This window comes from Pseudomonas sp. NPDC089918 (genome assembly GCF_050280605.1).
Taxonomy (GTDB): Bacteria; Pseudomonadota; Gammaproteobacteria; order Pseudomonadales; family Pseudomonadaceae; genus Aquipseudomonas.
On record NZ_JBNNVP010000006.1, the window covers coordinates 112,047 to 137,975 of the forward strand.

Sequence of the window (25,929 nt, forward strand, 5' to 3'; positions counted from 1 at the left end):
TTCATTCGCACCGCGTGTACACCAAACGCTGAGAAACCCAATGGCTGACCAACTGACGCCGACCACTGTTTTCAAATGCCTGGCTGACGACAACCGGGTTCGCATGATGCTGCTCATCGCCCGAGAGGGTGAACTGTGCGTCTGCGAGCTGACCTGTGCGTTGAATGAGAGCCAGCCCAAAGTCTCCAGGCACCTGGCGCAGTTGCGCACAGGCGGATTGCTCTCGGACCGTCGGCAGGGCCAATGGGTTTATTACCGGCTGCACCCGAATCTCCCGGACTGGGTGCATCAGGTGCTGACCTTGGTGCTCGAAGCCAACAAGCACTGGTTGAGCCCGGATGCCAAACGCCTTGAAGACATGGGTGACCGTCCTGAACGGGCAGCGGCTTGCTGCCCGGCTTGATGATTCCCAAAGCGCCACCCCTGACAACAGAAACAGAGCACACCAACATGACTATCAAAGTGGGCATCAATGGTTTTGGCCGCATCGGTCGCCTCGCTCTGCGAGCAGCCTGGCGCTGGCCAGAGTTTGAATTCGTGCAGATCAACGATCCGGCAGGTGACGCGGCAACGCATGCGCACCTGCTGAACTTCGACTCGGTGCATGGCCGTTGGAATGACCAGGCCGACTCCGAGGGCGACAACATCGTCATCGACGGCAAACGCATCAAGGTAACGGCCAACAAGGCGATTGCCGACACCGATTGGTCGGGCTGCGATCTGGTGATTGAAGCCAGCGGCAAGATGAAGACCGTCGCGGTGCTTCAGGCTTACCTCGACCAAGGCGTGAAGCGCGTGGTGGTCAGCGCTCCGGTGAAGGAGCAGGGCGCGCTGAACATCGTCATGGGCGTCAACCATCAGCTGTTCAACCCGGCGGAACATCGCATTGTCACCGCCGCGTCGTGTACCACCAACTGCCTGGCGCCGGTGGTGAAGGTGATCCACGAGAAACTGGGCATTCGCCACGGCTCGATCACCACCATCCACGACCTGACCAACACTCAAAGCATCCTCGACCAACCCCACAAGGATTTGCGCCGTGCCCGGGCGTCGGGCATGAGTTTGATCCCGACCAGCACCGGCTCCGCCACCGCGATTGCCGAAATCTTCCCGGAACTGCGCGGGCGTCTGAATGGCCACGCCGTGCGCGTACCGTTGGCCAACGCTTCGCTGACCGATTGTGTCTTTGAAGTCGAGCGCGTCACCACCGTCGAAGAAGTGAATCAGTTCCTCAAGAACGCGTCCGAGAACGAACTGAAAGACATTCTCGGTTTCGAGGAGCGTCCGCTGGTGTCCATCGACTACCGCACCGACCCGCGCTCATCGATCATCGATGCGCTGTCGACCATGGTCATCAATGGCACCCAGGTCAAACTCTATGCCTGGTATGACAATGAATGGGGTTACGCGAATCGCACCGTCGAACTGGCCAGAATGGTCGGCCTGGCCGTTTAAGGCGCGGTGATGAAAGCGTTGTCAGCCCTCACGCCTCAAGTGCGGCAGTACCTGCTCGTGACGGGCAATTACTGGGCCTTCACCCTCACCGACGGTGCCTTGCGCATGTTGGTGGTGCTGCACTTTCACGCGTTGGGTTACAGCCCGCTGCAAATCGCGGCGTTGTTTCTGTTCTATGAACTCTTTGGCGTGATCACCAATTTGCTGGGCGGTTATCTCGGCGCTCGATTGGGCCTGAACCGGACCATGAACATCGGGTTGGGGATGCAGGTTGTGGCGTTGTTGATGCTGACGGTGCCAGTGGCCTGGCTGACGATTCCTTGGGTGATGGGCGCGCAGGCGCTGTCGGGGATCGCCAAAGACCTGAACAAGATGAGCGCCAAAAGCTCGATCAAGCTGTTAGTGCCCGAGGGGCAGCAGGGCACGCTTTACCAATGGATAGCCATCCTCACCGGCTCGAAGAATGCACTCAAGGGTGTTGGTTTCTTTCTTGGCGGGGCATTGCTCGCCCTGATCGGGTTCAAAGGGGCATTGCTGGCCATGGCGGGTGTCTTGGCGCTGATCTGGGTCAGCAGTTTGGTCCTGTTGAAAAAGGATTTGGGCAAGGCCAAAGCCAAGCCCAGGTTTCGCGACATCCTTTCCAAAAGCCGGGCGATCAACATTCTGTCGGCGGCCCGGATGTTTCTGTTCGGTGCTCGCGATGTCTGGTTTGTCGTGGCTTTGCCGGTGTACTTGAGCAGCGTCTTTGGCTGGGACTTCTGGAAGGTCGGTGGATTCCTCGCGGCCTGGGTGATCGGCTACGGCATCGTGCAATCGTTCGCGCCGCGAATCACTGGCAAGAAACGGGGGCATGTTCCTGATGGTCGCGCTGCCTTTCTGTGGGCATTTGCTCTGGCAGGCCTGCCCGCGGCAATCGCTCTGGGCCTGAACACCGGGTTGTCGCAACAGGCGATGCTGTTAGGCGGGTTGATGGTCTTTGGTGCGCTGTTCGCGGTGAATTCCTCTCTGCACAGCTACCTGATCGTGTCCTATGCCAAGGAAGACGGCGTGTCGCTGGATGTGGGTTTTTACTACATGTCCAATGCCATGGGGCGGCTGATCGGCACCGTGCTCTCTGGCTGGGTTTATCAGGCTTTCGGGCTGGGGGCGTGTTTATGGATATCCAGCGCATTTGTTATTTTCGCAGCGCTGATTTCTGTGGCGTTACCCCGGCATGCCAAGGCGATTCAACTACCCTGAAAGCCGCTGTTTCATGGGCTTTACACCAAGTAAGAAAGTTTAATTTCTAGTGTGCTTATTATGTGGGTGCCATTTTTCAGGCGTCAAATAGTTGAAGTTTCTTATATGGATCAAAAAGTAATTAGTCTTAGCACAATTTATTCATACGCATTTATTGAAACTTAAGCCATAAATAACCAACCAGACCGGGTTGCGAGGAAAACTACAAGAACCTGACAACCAAAAGTTTCCCCACAATAAAAATCCAATCCTCCTTATAAGTCGGTGATCATCATGATTAAATTCATGACCTACTTTTTAATAGGAGCTGTTCTTGCAGGATGCAACGGTATGGTAAAGCCCGACTTGTCGGGGCCTGCCAATGATTCATACTTTTCAGTCTTCTCGGGCTTTCCTTTGCCTTATCTGTACATGGCCTCGGCCGTGCAATGGAACGAAGACTATGCCGTCACCACTCGCCACACCCCCCTCATCCGCAACGTGAAATACAGCTGCAGCACCGGTTGCGACCTTGTCTTCATCCAGCACAAGGCCGACGGCCGCTACCCGTCATGGCGCACACCGCGTGTGGGTGAACACATCACCGCCGTGGGGGCGAGCCCCTACATGACCACCGTCAGCGGGCAAGGCAAGGTGTATTCGGCGCCTTTCATCAATAGCAATGAAGGCAGCGGCGAACGCTATGCCATTCATGATGCCCCGATAATAAAGGGGATGTCGGGTGGTCCCGTCATCGCCAATGACGGTAGCATTGTCGGTATCAATGTCGGTTTTTTCTCCACCTCTTTTAATGATGTGAGTTTTCACCCTGGGTTAAAGGGGGCTGAGAGAATCAGCGTCTTTATCCCTTACTCGATCATTCAGCGTGAATGGGAGTTGATGCAGGTGAAACTTAACGATCCGCACGGCGCGAAGTACGCGAAGAAGTAACGTTGAATTGTCGTCAATCAATTGACCGTCGGGATGGGGTTCATCGTAGTGGGTATGATGAACCCCATCATGGCTGGTTAGTTGAATCCAGGCGTATATTGATTGTGTCGATCCAGATCATTGCGGCGATAGCAGATCGCTGGCGGTGCGACAGACGAAAGGCTGGGGGGCTAGCAGATATCCCAGAACGTTTGGAGGTGTGACATGAGCCAATATCAACGACTCTTTCTAATAGCCGGCCCCACCATGCGTCATACGCCGGCACTGCAGCGGGCCGTCGCCATTGCCGAGGCCACGGGCGCAGCGCTGCATATCACGGTGTTTATCGAAGATTTCAACATCTTGGGTTTGATCCACGCCAGTGCGCGGTTTCGTGAGGCTTGCCAGCAAGAGAACGAAAAATGGCTCAACGATGAAGCCGATCTGATCCGTGGGCGCGGGATCAACCTGAGTACCGAGGTGCTTTTCACACGCGACGCGTTGCAAGAGATCCTTCAGCACGTGACAACAACGCAGGCGGATCTGGTGATCAAGGACGTGCAGCATGAGTCGGCGCTCAAACGCGTTTTCATCACGCCTCTGGATTGGCATCTGCTGCGTGAATGTCCGGTGCCTGTGCATCTGGTCAGCGAAGTCAGTTGCCCACTTCCACGCGTGATTGTGGCGGCCGTCGATCCGTCGCATCCAGAGACTCAGATCACTGGAATCAACGACCTGATCATCCAGGCTGCGAACGAATTGGCAACGCAATGCCATGCAGAAATGCATCTGCTGTATGCCTACGATCTATCGCAGACACATATATCCGATGCGGGCGCGGGTGCAGTGACGATGCCCGGCTTCAACAGCGACGTGCGCAAGTCTTTGCACAAGTCATTCATCACGTTGGCCGATCACTACGGCGTGCCCACCGAACGGCAACACTTCGTTGCAGGGCCGCCAGGCAAAGCATTGGCCGACTTTGCAGCACATCACCGGGCCGACGTGATCGTCATGGGCAATGCCCATCGCAAGGGGCTGGACAAGTGGGTGGGCAGTACCACGGAGCATGTTCTGTATCGGGTGCCCTGCAACATTCTCGCCGTCGCCGGGCAAGCGGATCAATGAATGGGTCCGTTGTTAAGTGAGCTGGAAAGGGGGCCTCGGCGGCCGGTTCGGGGTTTTTTCAGGGCGCGTGCCGAGATATCCCGGAAGGTGGCACTGTCGGTCGCCGCGAGCAGCTTTGCACCGTCCTTCATTGTGGCCATAAAGGTCACCTCGGTGTTTTTTCCGGCGAGCAGATAGCCGGCGATGGCGCCGACGGGACCGAGCAACATGGCACCCGCGAGGCCCAGGCCTATGGCGCTCTTTATATTTTTGTTGGAATCAGTGTTCTGAACGGTTAGATCTTTAAACTCCGAGACCGGGAAGCTGGTTCCAAGCCGGGGTTTGAGGGACGTTTTGAGGGTGATGGTTCCAAGGTGATATTCCCCGTCGCACTGCGGGAAGTCACCGGCGAGTACTATGATCTTTGCCATATGGAGTTTTCTCTTGGGCGATCATTTTTGGGTAGAACATTGCGCGCGCCCAAAGCCGAAACGTCAACGATCCGACGATGAGTGGCATCCATGAATTCGCGATATACAAGTGCCGATTTTGCAAAAGAATTTCATTCTCAGACGTTCTTGGGCCGAAGGGTATTTCAGGAGCGCGGACCCGGCGCTGCGACATGGACGTTTTATAACGTTTAGCTCAAGCAGGCAGAGAGTGCGCTTTAATCCTCCGCTGGTCCGACAGGCTTAATCGCGACCAGAATCAAATGTTCGGCATCATCAACAGACCTTTCAGCCGAGAGGGTTTAACGGGGGATTAATGGACTTCTGGACCACCACGCAGGTATCGATTCTAGGGTTGGTTGAAGGGCTCACAGAGTTTTTGCCCATCTCCAGCACGGGACACCAGATTATTGCCGCGGACTTGCTCGACTTCGGCGGTGAGCGAGCCATGGCGTTCAATATCATCATCCAGTTGGGGGCTATTCTGGCGGTCGTCTGGGAGTTTCGTCGCAAGATTCTGGAGATCACTACCGGTTTGCCAACCCAGCGTAATGCGCAACGTTTCACGCTGAATTTGTTGATCGGTTTCTTGCCGGCGGTTGTTCTGGGGGTGATGTTCGCCGACAAAATCCATGAGTATCTTTTCAACCCGATCACCGTTGCCGTGGCGCTGGTGATAGGTGGAATCATCATGTTGTGGGCCGAGCAACGTGAGCATGTGGTGGTTATCGATCACGTTGACGAGATGCGCTGGACCGATGCCTTGAAAGTCGGTTGCGCACAGTGCCTGGCGATGATCCCCGGCACTTCGCGCTCGGGTTCGACGATTATCGGCGGGTTGCTGTTTGGCCTGTCACGCAAGACGGCTACCGAGTTTTCATTCTTCCTGGCGATGCCGACGATGGTGGGGGCCGCGGTGTACTCGGGCTATAAGTACCGCGACCTGTTCCAGTCCGCAGACTTGCCGGTGTTTGCCTTGGGGTTTGTTGCCGCATTCCTCTTTGCGATGATTGCCGTGCGCGGTTTGCTCAAGTTCATCGCCAATCATAGTTATGCGGTGTTTGCCTGGTACCGGATTGCGTTCGGTTTGCTGATTCTGGCGACATGGTTTTTGGGTTGGATCGACTGGAATCATCTCTCGGAAGGGGCGTAGGTCTGTGGCGAGCGAGCTTGCTCGCGTTGGGCTGCGTAGCGGCCCCAAAAATCTGCCAGCCGATTTTTGTGAGTGCCAGGCGCTCAAACGGGAGCAAGCTCCCTCGCCACAGGTTCTTTTACTCAAGACGCTGAGTGGATCTAAATCTTGTTAACCCCTGCCAGTGGCAAGCTGATGTGCTGTTCACGCTGCAGGAAATTCATCATCAACAGCACCCGTTCCTCGCCATCCATGGCCAGGAACACCGCCTCGAGATCGGAGAACGGGCCTTCAGTGATGCGCACCGTATCTCCGTGCCTCAACAACGTTGTGACGATCGCCTGACTGTCTCGCTCCTGGAGCTCGTCGATCAGTGCATCGCGGATCGGCAGTGGCTGACCGCCGAACCCGACGACTCGCGAAACACCGCGGGTCGAGCGCAGCGGGCCCCAACTGTCCTGAAGGCTCAGCTGGATAAACAGATAGCCAGGAAACAGCGACTCGCTGATCACACGACGCTGCCCGCGCAAAACGCGCTCACGCCGGTAGGTCGAACGAAAACAGGCATAGCCCTGACGCTGTAAATGTTCTTCGGCGCGCTCATCCTGTTTGGGTTTGCACTGAAGCAGGTACCAGGCTTTGGCGGTGTGCTCTGCAATCGCGTTCATTTAAATGCCTCCTCTGCGTCGATCTGCTTCAGCACTTCGGCGGTTTTGTGCTGCATGAGCGAGCTGTCGCCGCGGCTTTCCACGGTCAGGCACGTCACGCCATCATCGTCCAGAAGACGCAAGCTGAGACGCCAGTCGGCAAAGACCAGGTTCAGCCCATCGCTCTCGTCGATGTCGAGGGCGTCGGCGGCGTAACGCTGCCTGATGCTCGCCATTAACGCCGGACCATCCTTGACCTGACGGCGGATTTCCCCGGAGGAGGGGAAGGCACCGATGCGTTCCACCAGCAGCACCGGCTGTTTCTGCACCCGGGGAAAGATCAGCTCCGACGCGTAGGCGCGCACGATGAGGTACGCGAGGTTGTTCTTAAGGTCAGCGCCATACGGGCGGCGACTGTCATCTGCCTTGAAACCGCTCAATGTCTTCATAGAGGCTTCGTCCATAGGGTAATAAAGACCAAAAAATCAATTCGATAACGCACACGTTTGTCAGGGTTCAGCGCCGTCACCAGGTGTTCTGATGCAGGTGCTCGAAACAGAAGTTGGTGGCTTCGATGTAACCTTCAGCGCCGCCGCAATCGAAGCGTTGGCCCTTGAACTTGTAAGCCAGCACGCAGCCATTTTGGGCCTGCTTCATCAAGGCGTCGGTGATCTGGATTTCACCGCCCTTGCCAGGCTCGGTGTCAGCGATCAGGTCGAAGATATCGGGCGTCAGAATGTACCGGCCGATAATGGCCAGGTTGGATGGGGCGTCTTCCGGGCGGGGCTTTTCGACCATGCTGTTGACCCGGTAAATACCTTCGCGAATCAGCTCGCCGGCAATCACGCCGTACTTTTGAGTCTGCTCACGCGGCACTTCCTGAATGGCCACGATCGAGCAGCGGAACTGCTGATAGAGCTTGATCATTTGCGCCAGTACGCCATCGCCCTCAAGGTTCAGGCACAGGTCGTCGGCCAACACCACGGCGAATGGCTCATCACCGATCAACGAACGACCGCTGAGAATCGCGTGACCCAGGCCCTTCATCTCTACCTGGCGGGTATAGGAAAAAGTGCAGGTATCGATCAGCTCTCGAGTGCCTTCCAGGTACCGCTCTTTATCGGTGCCACGAATCTGGTGTTCCAGCTCGAAGCTGACATCGAAATGATCCTCCAGCGCTCGTTTGCCCCGGCCGGTGACGATGGCCATATGTTGCAGGCCGGCGTCGCGCGCTTCCTCGACGGCATACTGGATCAGCGGCTTATTGACGATCGGCAGCATCTCCTTCGGCATGGCCTTGGTGGCGGGCAAAAAGCGGGTCCCATAGCCGGCAGCGGGGAATAGGCATTTACGAATCATGGAAGCGTCCTTGAAAGTAGACAGATGGAATGGCTAATGGCAGTAGGAAAGGTTCGACGGGTTGTCGGAACCGGTAACGCTGGAGAGTGCGGGCTCTAAATGGCTCGTTCACTCGCGAAAAATGTTGGCAACGCTGCATGAGCAGCGAAAGGCCAGTACGCCATGTTTCTCGCAAGGCGCAGGCAGAGAGAAAGATCGCGCGGTCGCTTGGTCGGCGAGCATGCCTGGTTATTCCACCGCATGCTTCTGACGCAACCCGCTATAAATAAAGTTATTGCCCAAGGCATCTCTTACCCAACTTCTAACCGAATATCTGACGCCCTGGCAATTCACTAACGGAGCGACTATATATTAGCCACTCGCTATTTCGGTGTAATTTAGATTGAACGGTCGCGGGAAAACGGCAATTGTTAGAAATTGTCTGGATAAATTGTCGAACTGTTATTTTCAGTGCTCAAAGAGTGAAATGTTATTTTTTGTCTGAAGAAAAAGTTGGGGGCTGTTCAAACGTCATGGTAATAAATACGCACTGATGGTTTGAAAGTCTCAGCTGCAGTTACCGGGGTTATAAATACCCGGATTCATTCGTAGTTTAAAGCTCTTATGTTCGGCAAGTGCTATGTCACCGCCAATGTTGACAAGACGGGGAATGTTATCTTGCTTAAAAGGGTTTTGATTGTCTGCGTCGGCAATATTTGCCGCAGTCCCACCGCGGAGCATCTGCTGCGCGGGGCTCTCGTTCATTCCGATATCAAGGTCAGTTCGGCTGGCCTCGCTGCCTTGGCGGGCAAACCCATCGAGTCGACGGCACACGCCGTACTCACGGAGCACGGTCATCTGCCCCATGAGCACCAGGCCGTTCAGCTCACGTCTCAAGCCGTCAGCGAGGCGGACTTGATTCTGGTGATGGAGCGGCGACATGTCAGCGGGGTACTCAACATTGCCCCTGAAGCGCGAGGCAAAGTGTTGCTATTGGGCAAATGGCAAGACGATCGCGAAATCAGCGACCCCTACCGTCAAGGCAAACCTGCATTTGTGCACGCTTATGCGTTGATCGAAGAAGCCGTACTCGCATGGGCACAGCGCCTGGCGCGCTGATGGCCACTCCTTTTTGAATCGTAATACAGGCAAAGAATCCGACTTATGCAGCAAGCACCGGTAGTTAACGTGCGGGACGACGACAATGACGAGATTGATCTTCTCGGCTTGTTTGGAACACTTATCGACCATAAATGGCTGATTGCCGCGGTTACCGGCGCCTTCATGGTGGCTGGGGCCGCGTACGCGGTGATTGCGACCCCGGTATACCAGGCGAATGCGCTGTTGCAGGTTGAAGCGAAAAAGAACGATTTGTTGGGTTTCTCCGATGTCGGCAGCATGTTGGGGAAAGAGTCGCCTTCGGCGACTGAGATCGAGCTGATCAAGTCTCGTGCGGTGATTGGCAAGGCGGTCGATAACCTGAAACTTGATATTGTCATACAACCGATGTACTTCCCGGTTGTCGGTGAGTTCTTGGCGCGTCGGTTCCAGAATAAAAATCCCGGTGAAATAGCCGACCCCTTGTTGGGGTTGAACAGTTTCGCCTGGGGAGGGGAGTCGCTGAAGATATTCAAACTGGAACTTCCCGACTCACAACTGGGCAAGAAGTTGACTCTGACCGCGGGTGAAAATGGTCATTACACCTTGGTGGATGAAGACGAAAACCTATTGGCAGCCACCCAGACTGGGCAACTTTTCGAACAAAATGGCGTTGCGTTCCAGATAGAAGAAATGCACGCCAATCCTGGAACCCGCTTCAGAATCATCCGCAATTCTCGCCTGACCAGCATCCTCGATTACCAAGAGGATTTGGATGTAAGCGAGCGCGGCAAAGAGTCGGGCATGATCGGGCTGGCGCTGGAAAGCACAGATCCGAATCAGGCCATTAAAACCCTCAATGAAATTGCCGCTATTTATGTGCGGCAAAACGTAGAGCGCACTTCAGCTGAAGCAGCGCAGAGCCTGGCGTTTCTTAAAGAGCAACTTCCGGTGGTCAAGCAGGACCTGGAAAAAGCCGGGAATGCCTTGAATGAATACCAGACGCGCAGCAAGTCCGTGGACATCACGCTCGAAACCAAAGCCATTCTCGATCAGATTGTCGGGCTTGATACCAGCATTTCAGAGTTGAAATTGCAGCAAGCCGAGATGGACCGCAAATTCACCCGCCAACATCCCGCCTATCGCGCCTTGTTGACTCAGATCGGTGAGTTGACCAGCAAGCAGAAAAGTTTGGCGTCCAAGGTGGAGGGCCTTCCCTCCACCCAGCAAGAACTGCTGAGCCTTACCCGGGATGTAGAGGTCGGTACCGCCATTTATACCCAGTTGCTGAACAAGTCTCAGGAACTGGATGTGATGCGCGCGGGCACCGTCGGTAACGTGCGTCTGATCGACACCGCGGATGTCAATTTCCTCAAGCCGGTCAAACCGAAAAAAGCCTTGATTGTACTGATCGCCACTATTCTTGGCGGCTTCCTGGCGGTGGCCCTGGTGCTGGTACGCAAGGCACTTAACCGGGGACTGGAAAGTCCGGAGGCCATCGAGCAACTTGGGTTGCCGGTCTACGCGTCGATTCCTTACAGCATTTTGCAGAAAACCGAAGAAGACAAAGTCTCCCGCGGACGAGGGCGCTCCGGGGCAGGTACTACGTTGCTGGCCGTCAGCCATCCTACCGATCTGGCAATTGAGGCACTGCGCAGTTTGCGTACCAGTCTGCACTTCGCCATGCATGAGGCCGACAATAACCGCCTGATGATTTCCGGGCCTAGCCCTCAAGTGGGTAAAACGTTCGTATCGGTCAACCTCGCGGTGGTGATAGCGCAAACCGGGTTACGGGTATTGTTGATCGACGTCGACATGCGTAAGGGCTATCTGCACAAAGTGTTAGGTACTTCTGCAGACAATGGGCTTTCCGATATCCTGGCCCGGCGCTGCGATATGGCCACCGCCATCCATAAGACCCAAATCGACAACTTCGATTTTGTTAGTCGAGGCCAGATCCCGCCCAACCCTTCCGAGTTACTGATGCATGCCAATTTCAGCGCGCTATTGGAACAGGCGAGTGAACTCTACGATCTGGTGATTCTCGATACGCCGCCACTACTGGCGGTGACAGATGCGGCGATCGTCGGACGCCAGTCCGGGACCAATCTGATTGTTACGCGCTATGGCCTGAACCCGGCGAAAGAAATCGAGTTGACGGTCCGCCGGTTCTCCCAGAATGGCGTCGCCATTAAAGGTGCGATTTTTAACGGCGTGGAGAGAAAGGCGTCCAATAAATATGGCTACAGTGATTATGGTTATTACAATTATGCCTACGCCTCCGATAAAAATTGATGAGTACTGAACAGGTCGTCATAAGTTCAGATGTTTGACGGCGTTACTGTTGTTCTTGAGTTTTTATCGTTTATTGCTGCGCCGGATCATTTGCCAATAGGCAGGATCAAACCGATATTTCATGGAAGCACCACGTCCTGAGGAAGATGACGAAAAATCCTGGGGCGGTAGCGTGTCTTATGCCGCTTCCTTTCTCATCGGTCACTCTTATTGCCGAACTTTAAGGCTATCAAGGAGCCTGGGATCTCTTAGGTTTCCAGTGGACGGCGTGAGCCAAAAACCAACGTTTGTATCACAGGTAATCATCATGAAAGTCACTGTATTCGGAATTGGCTACGTAGGTCTTGTTCAAGGGGCGGTGCTCGCCGAGATTGGCCACGATGTCATTTGTGTGGACATAGATGAGCAAAAAGTCAGAAACCTCGAACAGGGGATTATTCCAATCTATGAGCCTGGACTGGAAGTCTTAGTTAAAGAGAACTACAGCGCTGGAAGATTGAAATTCACTACAGATGCTATAGCTGCAGTGAAACATGGAGAGGTTCAATTCATTGCGGTAGGCACACCTCCTGATGAGGACGGATCTGCGGACCTGAAATATGTACTGGCCGTTGCCGAAACAATAGGAAGTAACATTGAAAGTAATTGTATTATCATTAACAAATCTACCGTTCCTGTTGGGACGGCCGATAAAGTGAGAGACCGAGTTGCGAGCGTACTTTCTGAACGCGGCCGCACTGATCTCTCATTTGATGTTGCATCGAATCCAGAGTTTTTAAAAGAAGGTTCTGCAGTATCTGACTGCATGCGTCCGGATCGGATAATTGTCGGGACCGAGCAAGCTAACACCGAAGCAGTCATACGTGATTTATATGCGCCATTTAATCGTAATCATGAAAAAATAATTGTCATGGACGTTCGCAGCGCTGAGCTGACGAAATATGCAGCCAACTGCATGCTTGCAACAAAAATCAGCTTTATGAATGAGATATCCAACCTCTCGGAGATGCTCGGAGCTGACATTGAAATGGTGCGTAAAGGTATCGGCTCGGACCCGCGAATAGGCTATCACTTCATTTACGCGGGGTCCGGATACGGCGGCTCCTGTTTCCCAAAGGATGTGAAAGCTCTTATTAAGGCTTCGGAACAATTGGACTTCGATGCGAAAGTTCTAAAGTCTGTCGAATCACGAAATCACGAGCAAAAATCTGTTCTATCGAGAAAAATCCTAAAACATTACGACGGAAAAATAGAAGGTAAAGTTTTCGCGCTTTGGGGATTAAGTTTCAAACCAAATACGGATGATATGCGTGAAGCTCCAAGTCGAGTTCTAATCGAAGAACTCTGGAAACATGGAGCCCACGTGCGTGCATTTGATCCAGAAGCTATGGAAGAAACTCAGCGAATTTATGGAAATCATGAAAATCTAAGTCTTTGTGGCACCAAAGAAGAAACTTTAAAAGACAGCGACGCTCTCATAATTATAACGGAATGGCAAGCATTTAAAGCTCCAGATTTTGATAATATAATTCAGAAGCTTCGCAATCCCGTAGTGTTTGATGGAAGAAACTTGTTTAATCCGAAAAAGATGCAAGATCTTGGGATCGAGTACTACTCAATCGGCAGGTGAAGTAGCTAACTTTCGCACATATGACTACCGTCTAACAAAACAACGCTATAGAGTCTTTTGGTTGTAGCGATAATCGCTTATAAAAGACTCGACTATTAATAATGGACGATATATTAAGTGTGCGATGCACTGACCTGGTTCAGGGAGTTCAACATGGCTCTGAACAGTTAGCCAGCCTAACAACCAGGTCATATAGCTCTTTCAGAAAAAAGGTGAATGTACTTTAATTTGTCGTAGAGAAAGCGAAAAGTTACGATGGTGTTATTAAAAAAAATACTAAATGCACAGCTGATCTCAGCGGCGCTCAGAGTAATAACTCTTATCTGCAAGCTCGTTTTCGTAATTTATCTAGGCGGAAAGTTAAGCCTTTCCGACCTTGGGGACTACGGCCTAATTGCGGCTATGACCAGTTATTCAATTTATTTCATAGGGCTTGAGGCACACTCATACGTAAATAGAAAAGGGATAGGAGAGGATTCTAATAAATGGCGAGTCCTAATTGATAAACAGCTTGGGCTATACCTGTTTACATCATTAGTCTTCCTGGTGATAACCCTGCTGTTGAGTCAACTGCATGCCCTACAATTCAAGTACCTTTATTTTTTCTTAGGGATTACGTTGGTCGAACACTTCGGTCAAGAGTCCTACAGGACATTAATCGCACTAAGAGATCAACTGGCTGCGAGCTTAAGTCTTTTTTTTCGCGCGGCATCTTGGGTGATAATAACGGTTATTATATTTCAGTTGGAAATATACCGAGTTGAGCTAACGGATATATTTTCTATGTGGTTGGTATTTGGTGCTATCAGCACCATAGCTACCTATATATATATTTCAAAAAGATACACCAATGCCTGGTATTTTACTCCGAAGCTTGATTATCGCTGGTCAGTGTCCGCGATAAAAACCGCTTTAATCTTTCTCATGGCAACACTAAGCCTTAGGCTAATGCAGGTTTTAGACCGAGTCATCATCAACGCTACATCCGACAAGGAGACGCTAGGGATCTATGTTTTTTATACTAGTCTCAGCATGGCGGCGAGCGCTCTATATATGTTCTTTGGGCCCAGCAGAATATATCCTGTCCTGGTAGCTCTTCATAAAGGTGACGACAAGGCGCAATTTAAAATAGTATCCAAAAAGCTTTTATTTATATCTCTTCTCATGGGGGCTTTTTTTTGCTTGGCTATACCGTCATTTCTTGTGGCAGCTTCATTTTTTAGTAACTCACAGCTGTTCCATATACAGCAAAACCCGCTTTTATTGATGTTGGTGCTAGGAGCCTTACTAGCAAACGCAATAAATTTAGGCTACCAGTATATTCTCTACTGTAAAAATCTTGATAGAGTCATACTGCTATCCAACTGTATTGGGTTGTCCGCAAGTATTCTTTACTTGGTAGTAATTTATTGTGTGTACCAAGTTGATGCAATCAATGTAGCTGTCGCAGTATTGTTATTTTACCTCGCGAGCATAGCATTTAAGGTTTTCATAAATAAGCAGACTCAATAGGATGCCCATGAAGCAATATCAAATCGTAGGACCCTTTGACAGATACAACTACGGAGACCTTTTGTTTCCGCTTATTCTGGAAAAAGCGCTGCAATCTGAATCCGGATCCATAGTAAATTACTATGGTTTAATTGATAGCGATCTATCCCAATATAGCGGAAAGCCGACCAGATCAATTAAGGACTTTTACCAACAGACCAAAAGCGGTGATCATGTAATTATCGCGGGCGGTGAGTCACTCTGCACTAGTTGGGCGGACCTTTACTCGTATTTGAGCCCGACATTTAATAAGATCTACAAGTATAAGTTGGTTAGAGCGGTTGATAGAAGAACTATGCTCGTGTCAAAAATAGCGAAGCACCTATGCGGTGGTGCTACCGATTTGCCATTCTCATTTAGCTCTTCAGAGTTGAATATGGATATTGACATCTCTTTGAACTGTGTCGGTGGTGCTGCAATTGCGTCGTGGACAGATACTAAGCGAAGACTCCTGAAGAAGAAGATACGGAGCCATAAAGCTATAGGTGTTAGAGACCGTAAAACATTTAGCATACTATCGGAAAAGGGAGATTTACCTTCGCTGAAATTGGTTCCTGACTCAGCCATTCTCATGGAAAGATTATTATCTGAAGAAATGGAACAGAGAAAACACTCATTCAGTCATTATAAATCTATTCAGAACGACTATATATTTTTCCAAGTGGGATGTGAAAAGACCGACGATCTAAGCGAAGTTATATCAAATTTAGATTCCGTTTTGTCAAAAAGTAGTTTTGATTTGGTTCTTTGCCCAATTGGACACGCGTTAGGTCACGAAGACCTGTTGCCGTTGAAGACTATACGTAATGCATTAATTGGAAAACATAAGGCTAGAGTTGTTCTGATCGAGCCGGTTATAGATGTTTATGAAATAATGATGCTGATTTCGAAGTCCTCAATGTATATTGGAACAAGCCTGCACGGTACGATTACATCGTTGAGTTTTGGTGTTCCCTATATAACCTTCAATAAACAAATAAAAAAATTAGAAGAGTATATTAAAACGTGGGGGGCTCCAGGTCTCACTACTCAATATCATGCAAAGGACATCTCTGTAGCCTTTGATAAAGTATCAGGTATTACAAAGCAATCTATATTGGAACACACCCGCCCACAAAAAGACCTAGTGACAGAGTTTATATCGGAACTGACGTCATGAACATTGCTGCAGAATTTTTTTTTCTGCTAATGTTTTTTGCTGCCTCCGCGCTAATCCATTCAGAGAAAACAGCAAACAAGAAACTATTTTTGTCATTTTATGTTACTTATATATTTTTCTACGACTACGTTAATTACTACTTGGGTTTGGCCTTCGGAGCAGATGTAATTGTTTTTAAGCTAGGTACGGAGATTTTTCTATTATCCGCGCTGCTTAAGATATTTCTTCAGGGGCGTATTAGAGTAAAGGCAATTAAGCCTCTGCTTGCATGTGCCTTACTCATTGCGGTTGCCGCAATTATTGGTCTGAACAAAGGATACAACCCAAAGAATGTTTATATTGACTTCCGAAGTGCTCATCTCCCAATCATCTTTTCAATAGTGTTGATTGAGGCTGGGGGGGTTAAAGGGGTAAGGTTTGAGCATATATTTAAGACGGTGGTGCTTCTTACGTTATTCAATGGTGCGTACTCCGTCTACGAGTATATGACCTTCAATGGGAATTACGAAAATATATGGAGGTATCAATCTCTTCTTAACTCAAAAATGGAGGTGAATAGTAATTACAATGAAGCTCAACTTGCTTATCAGATGGTCCGTGATGACAATCTAAGAGCTGCTGGCTTTTTAGTTTCTGCGCTGATAGCAGCGTACATATATGGATTCATAGCGATACATTTAATTTGTAATATTCTTATTTTTAAGAAATCCAGGCGAATTTTCTTGGATGGTATGCTTCTTGTTGCGTACATTGTGTTCTCCTATATAACACAAGTGCGAACCAGTTTCTTGATGGTAGGCATTGCACTTCTATTTATATACTCATTTAAGTTGGTGAAGTCAGGAAAAGCTAAACAGGCGGTGGCTATTGGTGCATCTATCTCTCTGGTAACGGGGCTATTTGTTTTTCTGTCTTCTGACGTCGGAGTTAAAGACGCATCCTCACTTGGACGGATAGCTCAGTACAATACTTTCTTTTCTGATTTGACATTGTTAGGGGGGGGGTTAGGTAGTTACCCTAGATCATTCGATTCTTTTTATATATATAGCATTCTGGAGTTGGGGGTTTTTTCCTTACTTTTGTATTACACATTATTTAGAATGAGCGTTTCTCGAAAAGATCCTAGTCTCGAGCAAAAGCGCTTTGGGATCTATACGCTTTTACAGTTTTCGTTGTTTTTGTTTGTGTGCAGCTTTCAACACATTTCTGGCTCTATGTACTATTTTTTAATTGTGTTCCTTCTCTCGTATAACCATTTGTCCACAGAGCGTAAGGAGCATTATTTAAAGAATAACCTGCCATTCAGGATGGCAAACCCAACTTCCTATGAGGTGCGCCATTAATGAATACTAGAATAAATTTCATCGTTGTTTTGTACTCGACTGAGCCGGAAAATTCCAAAACTCTACGATCATTGAGTGATGTGGATTTTTCTAAGTATGGAATTGATGCTACTTACTGTATTCAGGATAATTCGCTGAGCGGATTCGATCTAAGCTCAATCCAAGGGATGTTGGGGCACGTTAATTATTATCATAGCAGAGAAAACAAAAAGCTTTCCATAGTTTACAATGAGCTTATTAAAGATAATGGTGAATGTGATTACTACATAATATTGGATGATGATTCGGTTATAGATAATTCCTATCTATTGAGTTTGCTTCCCTTTTTCGAGTCAAATGTAAAGGTAGCTATCCCACTTATAAAGCACAATGGTGATTTGATTTCTCCAGGGCGGATTTCAGGGGTTCGAGGACACGCTCTCAAAGAATCTGATGTAGATGTTGGGATTGTAAAGTCATCTAACCTAGTAGCAATGATGAGTGGGACTGTTTTGTCCAAAAGCATAGTCGAAGAACTAAAGTTCGACGAGAGGTTAAGTTTCTACGGAGTGGATACCAAGTTCTTCCTGTCGTACGCAAGAATATATGATGTTCTTTTTATCCTTAATACAACGTTGGAGCATGAGTCAGCGTTGCGCGATAATTTATCAGACTTCAACTCTTTGAAAAGAAGGCTGACAAATCTGATCTTATCCAAGGTTTACGTATTTGATGATGTGAAATTTCATCGGATTAAAATTTCGCTTTACGTACTTGCATTCGTGTCCAAGAGAGTTATTACAACAAGAAATCTGAGCTACATTTTGTTATTGAATACCATCCGATCAATTATGGCCAAGGCAAAATAATTATGACTGTCAAGATTCTTTGTCTCCATCAGGGTTCAGAGCTTTATGGGTCGGATAGAAGTTTTTTAAGTGCTGTCGAAGCATTGGCTCGCCATGTTGCTACTCACTCTATAGTTCCTTCTCCCGGAGATCTGGCACCACTTTTGGAGAAAAGCGGATCTACAGTTTCCTACTATCCATTCGGTGTATTGCGAAAAAAAAGTTTCCGTCGTCCTTTGCGATATCTATGGGAAATGTTATCTGCGGTGAAGCACTACTACCTGTCATACAAAATACATGACATTGTATATATCAATACCACCGTAATGTTTTCGGCACTCATATCCGCCTCGCTTTATCGAGGATCTAAAAAGACTTTTTTTTGTCATGTGAGAGAGATTCCAGGAAGCAAATCAATTTTTATTTTCAAAGCACTGCTAAGACTGTCTGGTGCAAGATTGATTTTTAACTCTCAGGCGACTAAAAACGCATTTAACCTAAAAGGAGATGTGATTTACAACGGGGTAGAAGAAATATCATCGCCTCCGATGGCCTCTCAGGCAACTCAGAAAACAAAAATTCTATTAATTGGCCGCATAAATACTTGGAAAGGACAGGCATTCTTTCTGGATTCGTTAAGTTCTCTTGCGCCAGAGCAGTTGTCTAATTTAGATGTGCGCATAGTTGGAAGCGCATTCGAAGGCTATGAGTATCTTGAGACTGAACTGTATCAGAGAATCAAAGGCTCTGAATTAAATGGAATTGTTAGTTTGATTCCATTTGCCACTGATCCGACTGAACACTACACGTGGGCTGATTATGTAGTTGTACCCTCTATCAAGCCTGAACCCTTTGGCAGGGTGGCTATCGAAGCATTCTCTATGGGTCTACCTGTCATAGCTGCAGGGCACGGTGGTTTGGTCGAAATTGTATGCCAGGATAAGAATGGTTTTGTATTCGAGCCGAATAGTTGCACAGCGCTATCCCGAGTACTGAAAAATCTTCCGCCGCCGAGTAGTTACAATTATCGGGAGTTGTCAGTCGAAGCGCTAAAAACATATCGAGCAAAATTTTCCTTAACCCAATACGCCGAAAATATTGCAAAAACTGTGCTGGGAAGAACTAATAAGGACTAGATGCCTTGAGAACTGTATTTCTTCTACTATTCATTATGTTCTCTAGTTGCTCTAATGCTGCGGCTAAAATTGACGTTGGTGTATTTTATTACCCTGGCTGGAACCAACCGCACACAGATCCATGGGCGAAAATCAAACCTTACCCGGACAGAGAGCCTTTGCTCGGGTGGTATAAAGAAAGCTCCCGAAAAGTCACGGCACAGCATGTGCAATGGATGAGTGACTACGGAATAGACTATGTACTCTATGATTGGTATTGGGATAATACTTATGGTGTTACTAGAACGCATGCCATCAATGCGTTCATGGCATTACCTCAAGATAAAATGGAATTTATGGTTATGTGGGCTAACCATACAAATACCCCAGCCAGCCTGGATCAGTTTGATGAAATAGTGGCTTATTGGGTAAAACACTATTTCACCCATCGCAACTATAAGAAGGTTGATGGAAAACCTGCCGTCTTCATATTTTCGCCGGAGCGCTTTGCCTCCGATGCTCGTCGCTTTGGCTATAGCACTTCAATGTTATTGGAACGTGCTAACCATGCATCTAAAAAAGCCGGTTTTGGAGGCATTTATTTTATTGGTAGTGTAAACCCTGGTAAAGGTCACTCCCCAAGGGATCTGGAAAGCTCTGGATATAACGCATTATCGGCATATAACTATCAAGATTTGTCTCGCGGAGAAATCAAGAACACAAGACTGTCCATGAACTATAAAGAATTAACCGTTGGGTATCAGCAAAAATGGGATTGGGTTCTTGATAATAGTGATATTCCTTACTTTATTCCTGTGACTTCAGGTTGGGATAAGCGTCCGTGGGGTGGCAGCACAATACCAGATCACGATAATTCATCCAGTACGCCACAGCAATTTTCAGAACAGTTACAGTCAGCAAAAAAATATGTTACGGATAATCCACAAAAAACTCTTGGGAATATAGTTATTTGCTGTTGGAACGAATATGGCGAAGGCTCTGTTATAGAGCCTAGCAAGAAGTTCGGTACTGAGTACTTGCAACTTATTAATAAAATCTTAAGAGAGAATAACTGAGCGTATGATTTCCAAGAACCTCTATATCCTCGGCATTCGTGGGATCCCCGCTAAACATGGCGGTTTCGAAACCTTCGCCGAAAAGCTCTCTCTCTACCTGGTCAAGCAGGGCTGGAAAGTCACTGTCTACTGCCAGGAAGAGGGTTCCGGCGGTATATCGACCAGTGAATGGAAGGGTGTTCATCGGATTCATATCCCGATCACCAATACCGGCGTGGCGGGCACGGTGTTTTTCGACTGGAAGGCCACCGTTCATGCGCTGGGCCAGAAGGGATTGTTTCTAACCCTTGGCTACAACACGGCGGCGTTCAATATTCTGCAGCGGATCAAGGGCCAGACCAATGTCATCAATATGGATGGCATCGAATGGCGGCGGGAGAAGTGGGGACTCGTGGCGAAAACGTGGTTCTGGCTGAACGAGCGGGCGGGGTGCTGGATCGGCAACCACCTGGTGGCCGACCACCCGAAAATCAAGGATCACCTGTCCACCCGGGTCAAGGATTCGAAGGTCACCATGATCCCCTATGGCGGGGACCGGGTGAACGAGGCGGACTCGGCCGCCCTGGCCGGTTACGGGCTGGAGCCCCATGGTTTCTCGGTGGTTATCGCCCGGCCGGAGCCGGAGAACTCCTTTCTGCAGGTCGTCAAGGCTTTCAGCAGCAAGCGCCGTAACCACAAGTTGGTGGTGCTGGGCAACTTCACGCCAGAGAAGAACGAGTACCACAAGCGGGTGATGGACGCGGCCGGCGAGGAAGTGATCTTCCCCGGCGCCATCTATGAGGCGGCGGTGGTCCGGGCTCTGCGGTTTTTCAGCCGCTTTTACATCCATGGCCATCAGGTAGGGGGCACTAACCCTTCGCTGGTGGAGGCATTGGGCGCCGGCTGCTCGGTGATTGCCCATAACAACCATTTCAACCGTTGGGTCGCCGGTGATGCGGCGGTGTACTTCGACGACGAGCACGACTGTGCCGAGTTGTTCGAGAAGTACCTGCGCGACGACCACAACCATTTGATCGCGGCGATGAAGGCTGAAAGCACCCGCCGCTTCAACGAAAAGTTCACCTGGGAAAACATCCTTTCCCAATATGAAAAATTACTGATCCAGTGGTACCCCAGGGAGTACAGCAAGTGACCCAACGTATTATCGTCACCGGCGGTGCCGGTTTTATCGGCTCCGCCGTCGTTCGCCATCTGATCGACAACACGGATGTGAGCGTGCTCAATATCGACAAACTCACCTACGCCGGCAATACCGAATCCCTGGCGTCGGTGGCGGGCAGCCCCCGGTATGAATTCCAGCAGGTGGATATCTGCGACACGGCGGCGTTGCACGAACTGTTCGCGCGTTTCCAGCCCGATGCGGTGATGCACCTGGCGGCCGAGTCCCACGTGGATCGTTCCATCGACAGCCCATCGGATTTCATCCAGACCAACATCGTTGGCACCTACAGCATGCTGGAGGCCAGCCGCCGCTACTGGTCGGGGCTGGCGGCGGAGCAGAAGCAGGGCTTTCGCTTCCACCATATCTCCACCGATGAAGTCTATGGCGACCTGGAAGGCACCGACGACCTGTTCACCGAGACCACGCCCTACGAGCCGAGCTCGCCGTATTCGGCGTCGAAGGCCGGCTCCGACCACTTGGTGCGCGCCTGGCACCGCACGTATGGCCTGCCGGTGCTGGTCACCAATTGCTCAAACAATTACGGGCCCTTCCACTTCCCCGAGAAGTTGATCCCCCATGTGATTCTCAATGCCATCCATGGCGAACCGCTGCCGGTGTATGGCGATGGGTCGCAGATCCGCGATTGGCTGTTTGTCGAAGACCATGCCCGAGCGCTGTTCGAAGTAGTGTCGCGCGGCACCGTGGGCGAAACCTACAACATCGGCGGGCACAACGAGAAGCGCAACCTGCAAGTGGTGGAAACCATCTGCGAACTGCTCGATGAGCTGCGCCCCCGCGATGAAGAGCTGGGCTCATACAAGGAACTGATCACCTTCGTTACCGACCGCCCCGGGCATGACCGTCGTTACGCCATTGATGCGAGCAAGATCGAGCGTGAGCTCGGTTGGCGACCACAGGAAACCTTTGAAAGCGGCCTACTCAAAACGGTTCAGTGGTATCTGGATAATCAAGAGTGGTGGCAACGAGTCCTTAACGGTGAGTACCGCCCGGAGCGTCTTGGCCATATCGGTTGAACCATTCAAACCCTGCCTCTATTCAACTCTGAAGGGAATCCTCATATGAAAGGCATCATTTTGGCGGGCGGCTCCGGCACCCGCTTGCATCCCATTACCCGTGGTGTATCCAAACAACTGCTGCCGGTCTACGACAAACCGATGATTTATTATCCGTTGTCGGTATTAATGCTCGCGGGCATTCGCGAGATATTGATTATCTCCACCCCGCAGGACTTGCCCAACTTCCAGAACCTGTTGGGTGATGGCTCTTCTTTCGGCATTGAACTCAGTTATGCCGAACAACCTTCTCCCGATGGTCTGGCCCAGGCCTTTCTGATCGGCGAGGATTTTATCGGCGACAGTAATGTGGCGCTGATTCTGGGCGACAACATCTTTTACGGTTATGGCTTCAGCGCCTTGCTGCGTGAAGCATCGCAACGACAGACCGGTGCCACCGTCTTCGGTTATCGAGTCAGTGATCCGGAGCGTTTTGGCGTTGTCGAGTTCGACGATAACGGCAAGGCGATCTCGATCGAAGAGAAGCCAAAACATCCGAAGTCCGACCATGCTGTCACCGGCTTGTATTTCTACGATAAAGACGTTGTGAGCATTGCAAAGCAAGTCAAACCTTCGATCCGCGGCGAGCTCGAAATCACGGACGTGAACAACGCCTACCTGGAGCGCGGAGATCTGCACGTCAGCGTGCTGGGGCGTGGTTTTGCCTGGCTGGACACCGGGACCCATGATTCGTTGATGGAGGCCGGGCATTTCGTCCAGACCATCGAAGCGCGTCAGGGCTTGAAAGTGGCTTGTCTGGAGGAGGTGGCGTACCACCAAGGTTGGTTGTCGGCCGCGGAACTCGATAAACAAGCCACCGCGTTACACAAAACCGGTTACGGCCAATATCTGGCACGGGTGCTGAATACGGAGCCCGCAAAATGAATGTCATCAATACCCGGCTGCCCGGTGTACTGATCATCGAGCCTAAAATCTTCGGCGATGCCCGCGGGTTCTTTCTCGAGAGCTACCACCAGCAGCGTTATCGCGACGCCGGCATCGAATTGCCTTTCGTCCAGGACAATCACTCGCGCTCGCAGTATGGCGTGTTGCGTGGTTTGCACTTCCAAAAGACCCGGCCCCAAGGCAAGTTGGTGCGGGTCACCCAAGGTGCGGTGTACGACGTGGTAGTGGACATCAATCCCCAATCCCCCACCTGTGGTGAACATGTGGGCGTCAAGTTGACCGCCGACAACCATCTTCAGCTTTGGGTGCCGCCGGGTTATGCCCACGGTTTCTGTGTGCTCAGTGATACCGCTGATTTTCAATACAAATGCACCGATCTGTATTACCCCGAGGACGAGGGTGGTCTGCTCTGGAATGACCCGGAACTGGACATCGCCTGGCCGTTGGAGTCGCCTGTACTCTCGGAAAAAGACTTGCGCAACCCGCGCTTGCGCACGGTGTTGAGTGGGGAATGACGGATTAATAATGGTCTATAGTTAACATTAACTATTTATGACCGATGTATTGAGCCTTGGATATTCATTCACATAGAACTTTGCGGGATAAGAATTCGGGAAAATCCTGACTAATAATAACAATCGGCGTCAGGCACGAGGTGTTCAAGGTCTCGAGTTTGTGCCGAAAATGTCTTATTGGGTAGTGAACGTCTTGAAAAATCTCCTTTTCGTCAAAGCGTCCTGCCCTGCGCAAGCGCTTTTGAGGATGAGGTGAGGAGGCTCGGCATATGGCATGCAATGCCTATAAATGACATCCTCCAAAGGAGGCAATGTGCATGAACTGTCTCGTTCAATATACGGGTGTCAGTTCTATTCACCTGCTGTTCATTCCCGGTCCCTAGTATCAAATCTAATGCATAGTTGATGTCGAGAAGGAGTCTGATATGAAGAAACTACTTACGGCCGGCTTGCTGGCTGTCATGAGTACCGCGGCGTTGGCAGCGGATGAACCAGTGAGCAAGACGGTGAGCGAAAGCGAGCCACTGTCGTTGAACACCCCGCTGGTCGGGGACGTGACGGTCGCCGAAACTGTTGTGATCGGCGCGGCAATCGCTGGCGCTGCAGTGGCCGCTTCAAACTCCGGTGGCAGCTCCAATGGCGGTACCTCCGGAACAGGCGGCACCACCGGCACCGGTGGTACTACCGGTACCAACTAATACCCCGCGAAGTGTGTTGTTCAAGATCACTCAGAACTTTCTGGGTGATCTTGTTTTAGATTTGCCCTCGACTAGCGTAGTGCCATTATGATCCGTAGATTATCTGTTGTTATGCTGGCAAGTATCAGCTTGTCCGGCTGTATGTTTTCGCCTGGTCAACACATGGACACCAGTCAAATGGTCAGTGATGGTTCTCCGGAAAGTAGCCGGGTGGAGCTTATTCCGATCACGCCTAAATTGATTGCCATGGATGCCGCCACGCAAGTTCGCGAATCGGTTCCCGCAGCATTGTCGTCCTATGTGCCTGGCGGTTATCGCGTGGGTGCCAATGACCTGTTGTTCATCACGGTCTGGGATCACCCCGAGTTGACGGCGCCTTCTGGCCCGCAACAGCAAATCGATGCCAACGGTCGACTGGTTCGTCCGGACGGCACGCTGTTTTATCCCTACATCGGTAATATTCCGGCCGCGGGTAAAACCATTGAAGAGCTGAGAGCCTATATCGCCGAGCGTTTATCGCAATTTGTCGAAAGCCCACAGGTTGACGTCAGCGTTTTGCGTTTCGCCAGCCAAACCGTGGTGGTTTCCGGTGCGGTACTCAAAGCTGGCCAGCAACCGATCACCACCAACCCGTTGAGTGTGGTGGAGGCCGTTGGCGCGGCCGGTGTGGACCCGTTGAACGCAGATTTGTCGGGCCTGACGCTGACCCGTGACGGGCGCGAATACAAGCTGGATCTGGACATGCTCAATCGCCCGGACGCACAGCTGCAGGGCGTTTACCTCAAGGGTGGCGACCGGTTGTACTTGCCTTATAACGACCAAAAGCGAATCTATGTCATGGGTGAGGTCAACCAGCCTCGCGCGTTGAGCTTCAAGAGCAAATCGATCAACCTGACCGATGCTCTGGGCACGGTGGGTGGCTTGAACCAGAACACCTCCAACGGCAACGCGGTGTACGTGATTCGCGGCGCGGATAACCTTGAAACTGAACCGGCCAAAGTGTTCCAGCTCGATGCCGAATCCCCTTCGGCCCTGGTGCTGGCCACCCGTTTCGATTTGCAACCGCAAGACATCGTCTACGTTGGTCCGGCCGGCGTGACGCGCTGGAACCGTTTGATCAGCCAGCTTCTGCCTACGGCCGCAGTCCTCGGGACCGGCGCCAGCTCTGTTAATAACCTCAGCGAAGCTAACAGCAGATAAGGCTC

General features: G+C 50.6%; 25 protein-coding genes. 21 read left to right on the forward strand and 4 right to left on the reverse strand.

From position 1 onward, the window contains the following. Positions 1-40 precede the first annotated feature (40 nt). From ACQKPC_RS06625 to ACQKPC_RS06645, 5 genes are all read left to right on the forward strand, one after another. Positions 41-403 (forward strand): metalloregulator ArsR/SmtB family transcription factor, encoded by a 363-nt coding sequence (locus tag ACQKPC_RS06625; RefSeq protein WP_427623729.1) that lies wholly within the window; start codon positions 41-43, stop codon positions 401-403. 47 nt (positions 404-450) lie between these two features. After that, positions 451-1,455: an ArsJ-associated glyceraldehyde-3-phosphate dehydrogenase gene (locus ACQKPC_RS06630; protein ID WP_427623731.1), complete on the forward strand. Its 1,005-nt coding sequence runs from the start codon at positions 451-453 to the stop codon at positions 1,453-1,455. A gap of 9 nt (positions 1,456-1,464) precedes the next feature. Further along, entirely contained in the window at positions 1,465-2,694 is a 1,230-nt protein-coding gene (arsJ, locus tag ACQKPC_RS06635) for an organoarsenical effux MFS transporter ArsJ (RefSeq protein ID WP_427623733.1), read from the forward strand. A gap of 330 nt (positions 2,695-3,024) precedes the next feature. Further along, entirely contained in the window at positions 3,025-3,624 is a 600-nt protein-coding gene (locus ACQKPC_RS06640) for a trypsin-like peptidase domain-containing protein (RefSeq protein ID WP_427623839.1), read from the forward strand. 204 nt (positions 3,625-3,828) lie between these two features. Then, positions 3,829-4,731, forward strand: coding sequence for a universal stress protein (locus tag ACQKPC_RS06645; protein ID WP_427623735.1), 903 nt, complete (start codon positions 3,829-3,831; stop codon positions 4,729-4,731). Here ACQKPC_RS06645 and ACQKPC_RS06650 read toward each other — a convergent pair. Further along, on the reverse strand, positions 4,725-5,141 hold the full coding sequence (locus ACQKPC_RS06650; RefSeq protein WP_427623737.1) for a hypothetical protein: 417 nt from the start codon (positions 5,139-5,141) through the stop codon (positions 4,725-4,727). The two genes, ACQKPC_RS06645 and ACQKPC_RS06650, sit on opposite strands and share 7 nt — an antisense overlap. A gap of 334 nt (positions 5,142-5,475) precedes the next feature. On the opposite strand from ACQKPC_RS06650, the gene ACQKPC_RS06655 reads away from it, so the two are divergent. Continuing rightward, the gene (locus ACQKPC_RS06655; protein ID WP_123497711.1) at positions 5,476-6,312 is read left to right on the forward strand and encodes an undecaprenyl-diphosphate phosphatase; all 837 of its coding nucleotides are present in this window, start codon (positions 5,476-5,478) and stop codon (positions 6,310-6,312) included. Between the two features lie 140 nt (positions 6,313-6,452). Here ACQKPC_RS06655 and rfaH read toward each other — a convergent pair whose 3' ends face one another. From rfaH to galU, 3 genes are all read right to left on the reverse strand, one after another. Next, a complete protein-coding gene (gene rfaH / locus ACQKPC_RS06660; protein ID WP_401173505.1) occupies positions 6,453-6,959 on the reverse strand; it encodes a transcription/translation regulatory transformer protein RfaH in 507 nt (168 codons plus the stop codon). Next, a complete protein-coding gene (locus ACQKPC_RS06665; RefSeq protein ID WP_123497705.1) occupies positions 6,956-7,387 on the reverse strand; it encodes a phosphomannomutase in 432 nt (143 codons plus the stop codon). Before ACQKPC_RS06665 ends, rfaH begins: the two co-directional genes overlap by 4 nt. A 76-nt stretch (positions 7,388-7,463) precedes the next feature. Then, entirely contained in the window at positions 7,464-8,297 is an 834-nt protein-coding gene (gene galU / locus ACQKPC_RS06670; protein WP_008074716.1) for a UTP--glucose-1-phosphate uridylyltransferase GalU, read from the reverse strand. Positions 8,298-8,900: 603 nt separating this feature from the next. Between galU and ACQKPC_RS06675 the strand changes: the two genes are divergently transcribed. The 15 genes from ACQKPC_RS06675 to ACQKPC_RS06745 all read left to right on the forward strand — a co-directional run bounded on the left by ACQKPC_RS06675 (position 8,901) and on the right by ACQKPC_RS06745 (position 25,924). Then, a complete protein-coding gene (locus ACQKPC_RS06675; protein WP_427623739.1) occupies positions 8,901-9,395 on the forward strand; it encodes a low molecular weight protein-tyrosine-phosphatase in 495 nt (164 codons plus the stop codon). Positions 9,396-9,440: 45 nt separating this feature from the next. Beyond that, on the forward strand, positions 9,441-11,669 hold the full coding sequence (locus ACQKPC_RS06680) for a polysaccharide biosynthesis tyrosine autokinase (protein ID WP_427623741.1): 2,229 nt from the start codon (positions 9,441-9,443) through the stop codon (positions 11,667-11,669). A gap of 307 nt (positions 11,670-11,976) precedes the next feature. Further along, positions 11,977-13,299 carry a UDP-glucose dehydrogenase family protein gene (locus tag ACQKPC_RS06685; protein ID WP_427623840.1) on the forward strand — a complete coding sequence of 441 codons (1,323 nt, stop codon included), beginning with the start codon at positions 11,977-11,979 and terminating at the stop codon, positions 13,297-13,299. 255 nt (positions 13,300-13,554) lie between these two features. Beyond that, on the forward strand, positions 13,555-14,811 hold the full coding sequence (locus tag ACQKPC_RS06690) for a lipopolysaccharide biosynthesis protein (protein ID WP_427623742.1): 1,257 nt from the start codon (positions 13,555-13,557) through the stop codon (positions 14,809-14,811). Positions 14,812-14,818: 7 nt separating this feature from the next. Continuing rightward, positions 14,819-16,009, forward strand: coding sequence for a polysaccharide pyruvyl transferase family protein (locus tag ACQKPC_RS06695; RefSeq protein WP_427623743.1), 1,191 nt, complete (start codon positions 14,819-14,821; stop codon positions 16,007-16,009). Further along, positions 16,006-17,352, forward strand: coding sequence for a hypothetical protein (locus ACQKPC_RS06700; protein WP_427623744.1), 1,347 nt, complete (start codon positions 16,006-16,008; stop codon positions 17,350-17,352). The genes ACQKPC_RS06695 and ACQKPC_RS06700 overlap by 4 nt, the downstream gene beginning before the upstream one ends. Continuing rightward, positions 17,352-18,200, forward strand: a complete 849-nt coding sequence (locus ACQKPC_RS06705) for a glycosyltransferase (protein WP_427623745.1) — start codon at positions 17,352-17,354, stop codon at positions 18,198-18,200. Before ACQKPC_RS06700 ends, ACQKPC_RS06705 begins: the two co-directional genes overlap by 1 nt. 2 nt (positions 18,201-18,202) lie before the next feature. Next, positions 18,203-19,315 (forward strand): glycosyltransferase family 4 protein, encoded by a 1,113-nt coding sequence (locus tag ACQKPC_RS06710; protein WP_427623746.1) that lies wholly within the window; start codon positions 18,203-18,205, stop codon positions 19,313-19,315. Positions 19,316-19,320: 5 nt separating this feature from the next. Beyond that, positions 19,321-20,370: a glycoside hydrolase family 99-like domain-containing protein gene (locus ACQKPC_RS06715; protein WP_427623747.1), complete on the forward strand. Its 1,050-nt coding sequence runs from the start codon at positions 19,321-19,323 to the stop codon at positions 20,368-20,370. Between the two features lie 4 nt (positions 20,371-20,374). Further along, a complete protein-coding gene (locus ACQKPC_RS06720; RefSeq protein ID WP_427623749.1) occupies positions 20,375-21,502 on the forward strand; it encodes a DUF1972 domain-containing protein in 1,128 nt (375 codons plus the stop codon). Beyond that, the gene (gene rfbB, locus ACQKPC_RS06725; protein WP_063340357.1) at positions 21,499-22,566 is read left to right on the forward strand and encodes a dTDP-glucose 4,6-dehydratase; all 1,068 of its coding nucleotides are present in this window, start codon (positions 21,499-21,501) and stop codon (positions 22,564-22,566) included. The genes ACQKPC_RS06720 and rfbB overlap by 4 nt, the downstream gene beginning before the upstream one ends. Positions 22,567-22,611: 45 nt before the next feature. Further along, complete coding sequence (rfbA, locus tag ACQKPC_RS06730; RefSeq protein WP_123497687.1) at positions 22,612-23,490, forward strand: glucose-1-phosphate thymidylyltransferase RfbA; 879 nt, start codon at positions 22,612-22,614, stop codon at positions 23,488-23,490. Next, complete coding sequence (rfbC, locus tag ACQKPC_RS06735) at positions 23,487-24,026, forward strand: dTDP-4-dehydrorhamnose 3,5-epimerase (protein ID WP_427623751.1); 540 nt, start codon at positions 23,487-23,489, stop codon at positions 24,024-24,026. The genes rfbA and rfbC overlap by 4 nt, the downstream gene beginning before the upstream one ends. A gap of 425 nt (positions 24,027-24,451) precedes the next feature. Beyond that, complete coding sequence (locus ACQKPC_RS06740) at positions 24,452-24,724, forward strand: hypothetical protein (RefSeq protein WP_401173533.1); 273 nt, start codon at positions 24,452-24,454, stop codon at positions 24,722-24,724. 87 nt (positions 24,725-24,811) lie between these two features. Further along, positions 24,812-25,924: a polysaccharide biosynthesis/export family protein gene (locus tag ACQKPC_RS06745; RefSeq protein ID WP_427623752.1), complete on the forward strand. Its 1,113-nt coding sequence runs from the start codon at positions 24,812-24,814 to the stop codon at positions 25,922-25,924. The last annotated feature ends 5 nt before the right edge of the window (positions 25,925-25,929 follow it).

Bases quoted from the DNA above. Each gene is read 5' to 3' on its own strand.
- ACQKPC_RS06625 (WP_427623729.1), top strand. From the start codon at position 41: ATGGCTGACCAACTGACGCCGACCACTGTTTTCAAATGCCTGGCTGAC.
- ACQKPC_RS06630 (WP_427623731.1), top strand. From the start codon at position 451: ATGACTATCAAAGTGGGCATCAATGGTTTTGGCCGCATCGGTCGCCTC.
- arsJ (WP_427623733.1), top strand. From the start codon at position 1,465: ATGAAAGCGTTGTCAGCCCTCACGCCTCAAGTGCGGCAGTACCTGCTC.
- ACQKPC_RS06640 (WP_427623839.1), top strand. From the start codon at position 3,025: ATGGTAAAGCCCGACTTGTCGGGGCCTGCCAATGATTCATACTTTTCA.
- ACQKPC_RS06645 (WP_427623735.1), top strand. From the start codon at position 3,829: ATGAGCCAATATCAACGACTCTTTCTAATAGCCGGCCCCACCATGCGT.
- ACQKPC_RS06650 (WP_427623737.1), bottom strand. From the start codon at position 5,141: ATGGCAAAGATCATAGTACTCGCCGGTGACTTCCCGCAGTGCGACGGG.
- ACQKPC_RS06655 (WP_123497711.1), top strand. From the start codon at position 5,476: ATGGACTTCTGGACCACCACGCAGGTATCGATTCTAGGGTTGGTTGAA.
- rfaH (WP_401173505.1), bottom strand. From the start codon at position 6,959: ATGAACGCGATTGCAGAGCACACCGCCAAAGCCTGGTACCTGCTTCAG.
- ACQKPC_RS06665 (WP_123497705.1), bottom strand. From the start codon at position 7,387: ATGAAGACATTGAGCGGTTTCAAGGCAGATGACAGTCGCCGCCCGTAT.
- galU (WP_008074716.1), bottom strand. From the start codon at position 8,297: ATGATTCGTAAATGCCTATTCCCCGCTGCCGGCTATGGGACCCGCTTT.
- ACQKPC_RS06675 (WP_427623739.1), top strand. From the start codon at position 8,901: ATGTTCGGCAAGTGCTATGTCACCGCCAATGTTGACAAGACGGGGAAT.
- ACQKPC_RS06680 (WP_427623741.1), top strand. From the start codon at position 9,441: ATGCAGCAAGCACCGGTAGTTAACGTGCGGGACGACGACAATGACGAG.
- ACQKPC_RS06685 (WP_427623840.1), top strand. From the start codon at position 11,977: ATGAAAGTCACTGTATTCGGAATTGGCTACGTAGGTCTTGTTCAAGGG.
- ACQKPC_RS06690 (WP_427623742.1), top strand. From the start codon at position 13,555: ATGGTGTTATTAAAAAAAATACTAAATGCACAGCTGATCTCAGCGGCG.
- ACQKPC_RS06695 (WP_427623743.1), top strand. From the start codon at position 14,819: ATGAAGCAATATCAAATCGTAGGACCCTTTGACAGATACAACTACGGA.
- ACQKPC_RS06700 (WP_427623744.1), top strand. From the start codon at position 16,006: ATGAACATTGCTGCAGAATTTTTTTTTCTGCTAATGTTTTTTGCTGCC.
- ACQKPC_RS06705 (WP_427623745.1), top strand. From the start codon at position 17,352: ATGAATACTAGAATAAATTTCATCGTTGTTTTGTACTCGACTGAGCCG.
- ACQKPC_RS06710 (WP_427623746.1), top strand. From the start codon at position 18,203: ATGACTGTCAAGATTCTTTGTCTCCATCAGGGTTCAGAGCTTTATGGG.
- ACQKPC_RS06720 (WP_427623749.1), top strand. From the start codon at position 20,375: ATGATTTCCAAGAACCTCTATATCCTCGGCATTCGTGGGATCCCCGCT.
- rfbA (WP_123497687.1), top strand. From the start codon at position 22,612: ATGAAAGGCATCATTTTGGCGGGCGGCTCCGGCACCCGCTTGCATCCC.
- rfbC (WP_427623751.1), top strand. From the start codon at position 23,487: ATGAATGTCATCAATACCCGGCTGCCCGGTGTACTGATCATCGAGCCT.
- ACQKPC_RS06740 (WP_401173533.1), top strand. From the start codon at position 24,452: ATGAAGAAACTACTTACGGCCGGCTTGCTGGCTGTCATGAGTACCGCG.
- ACQKPC_RS06745 (WP_427623752.1), top strand. From the start codon at position 24,812: ATGATCCGTAGATTATCTGTTGTTATGCTGGCAAGTATCAGCTTGTCC.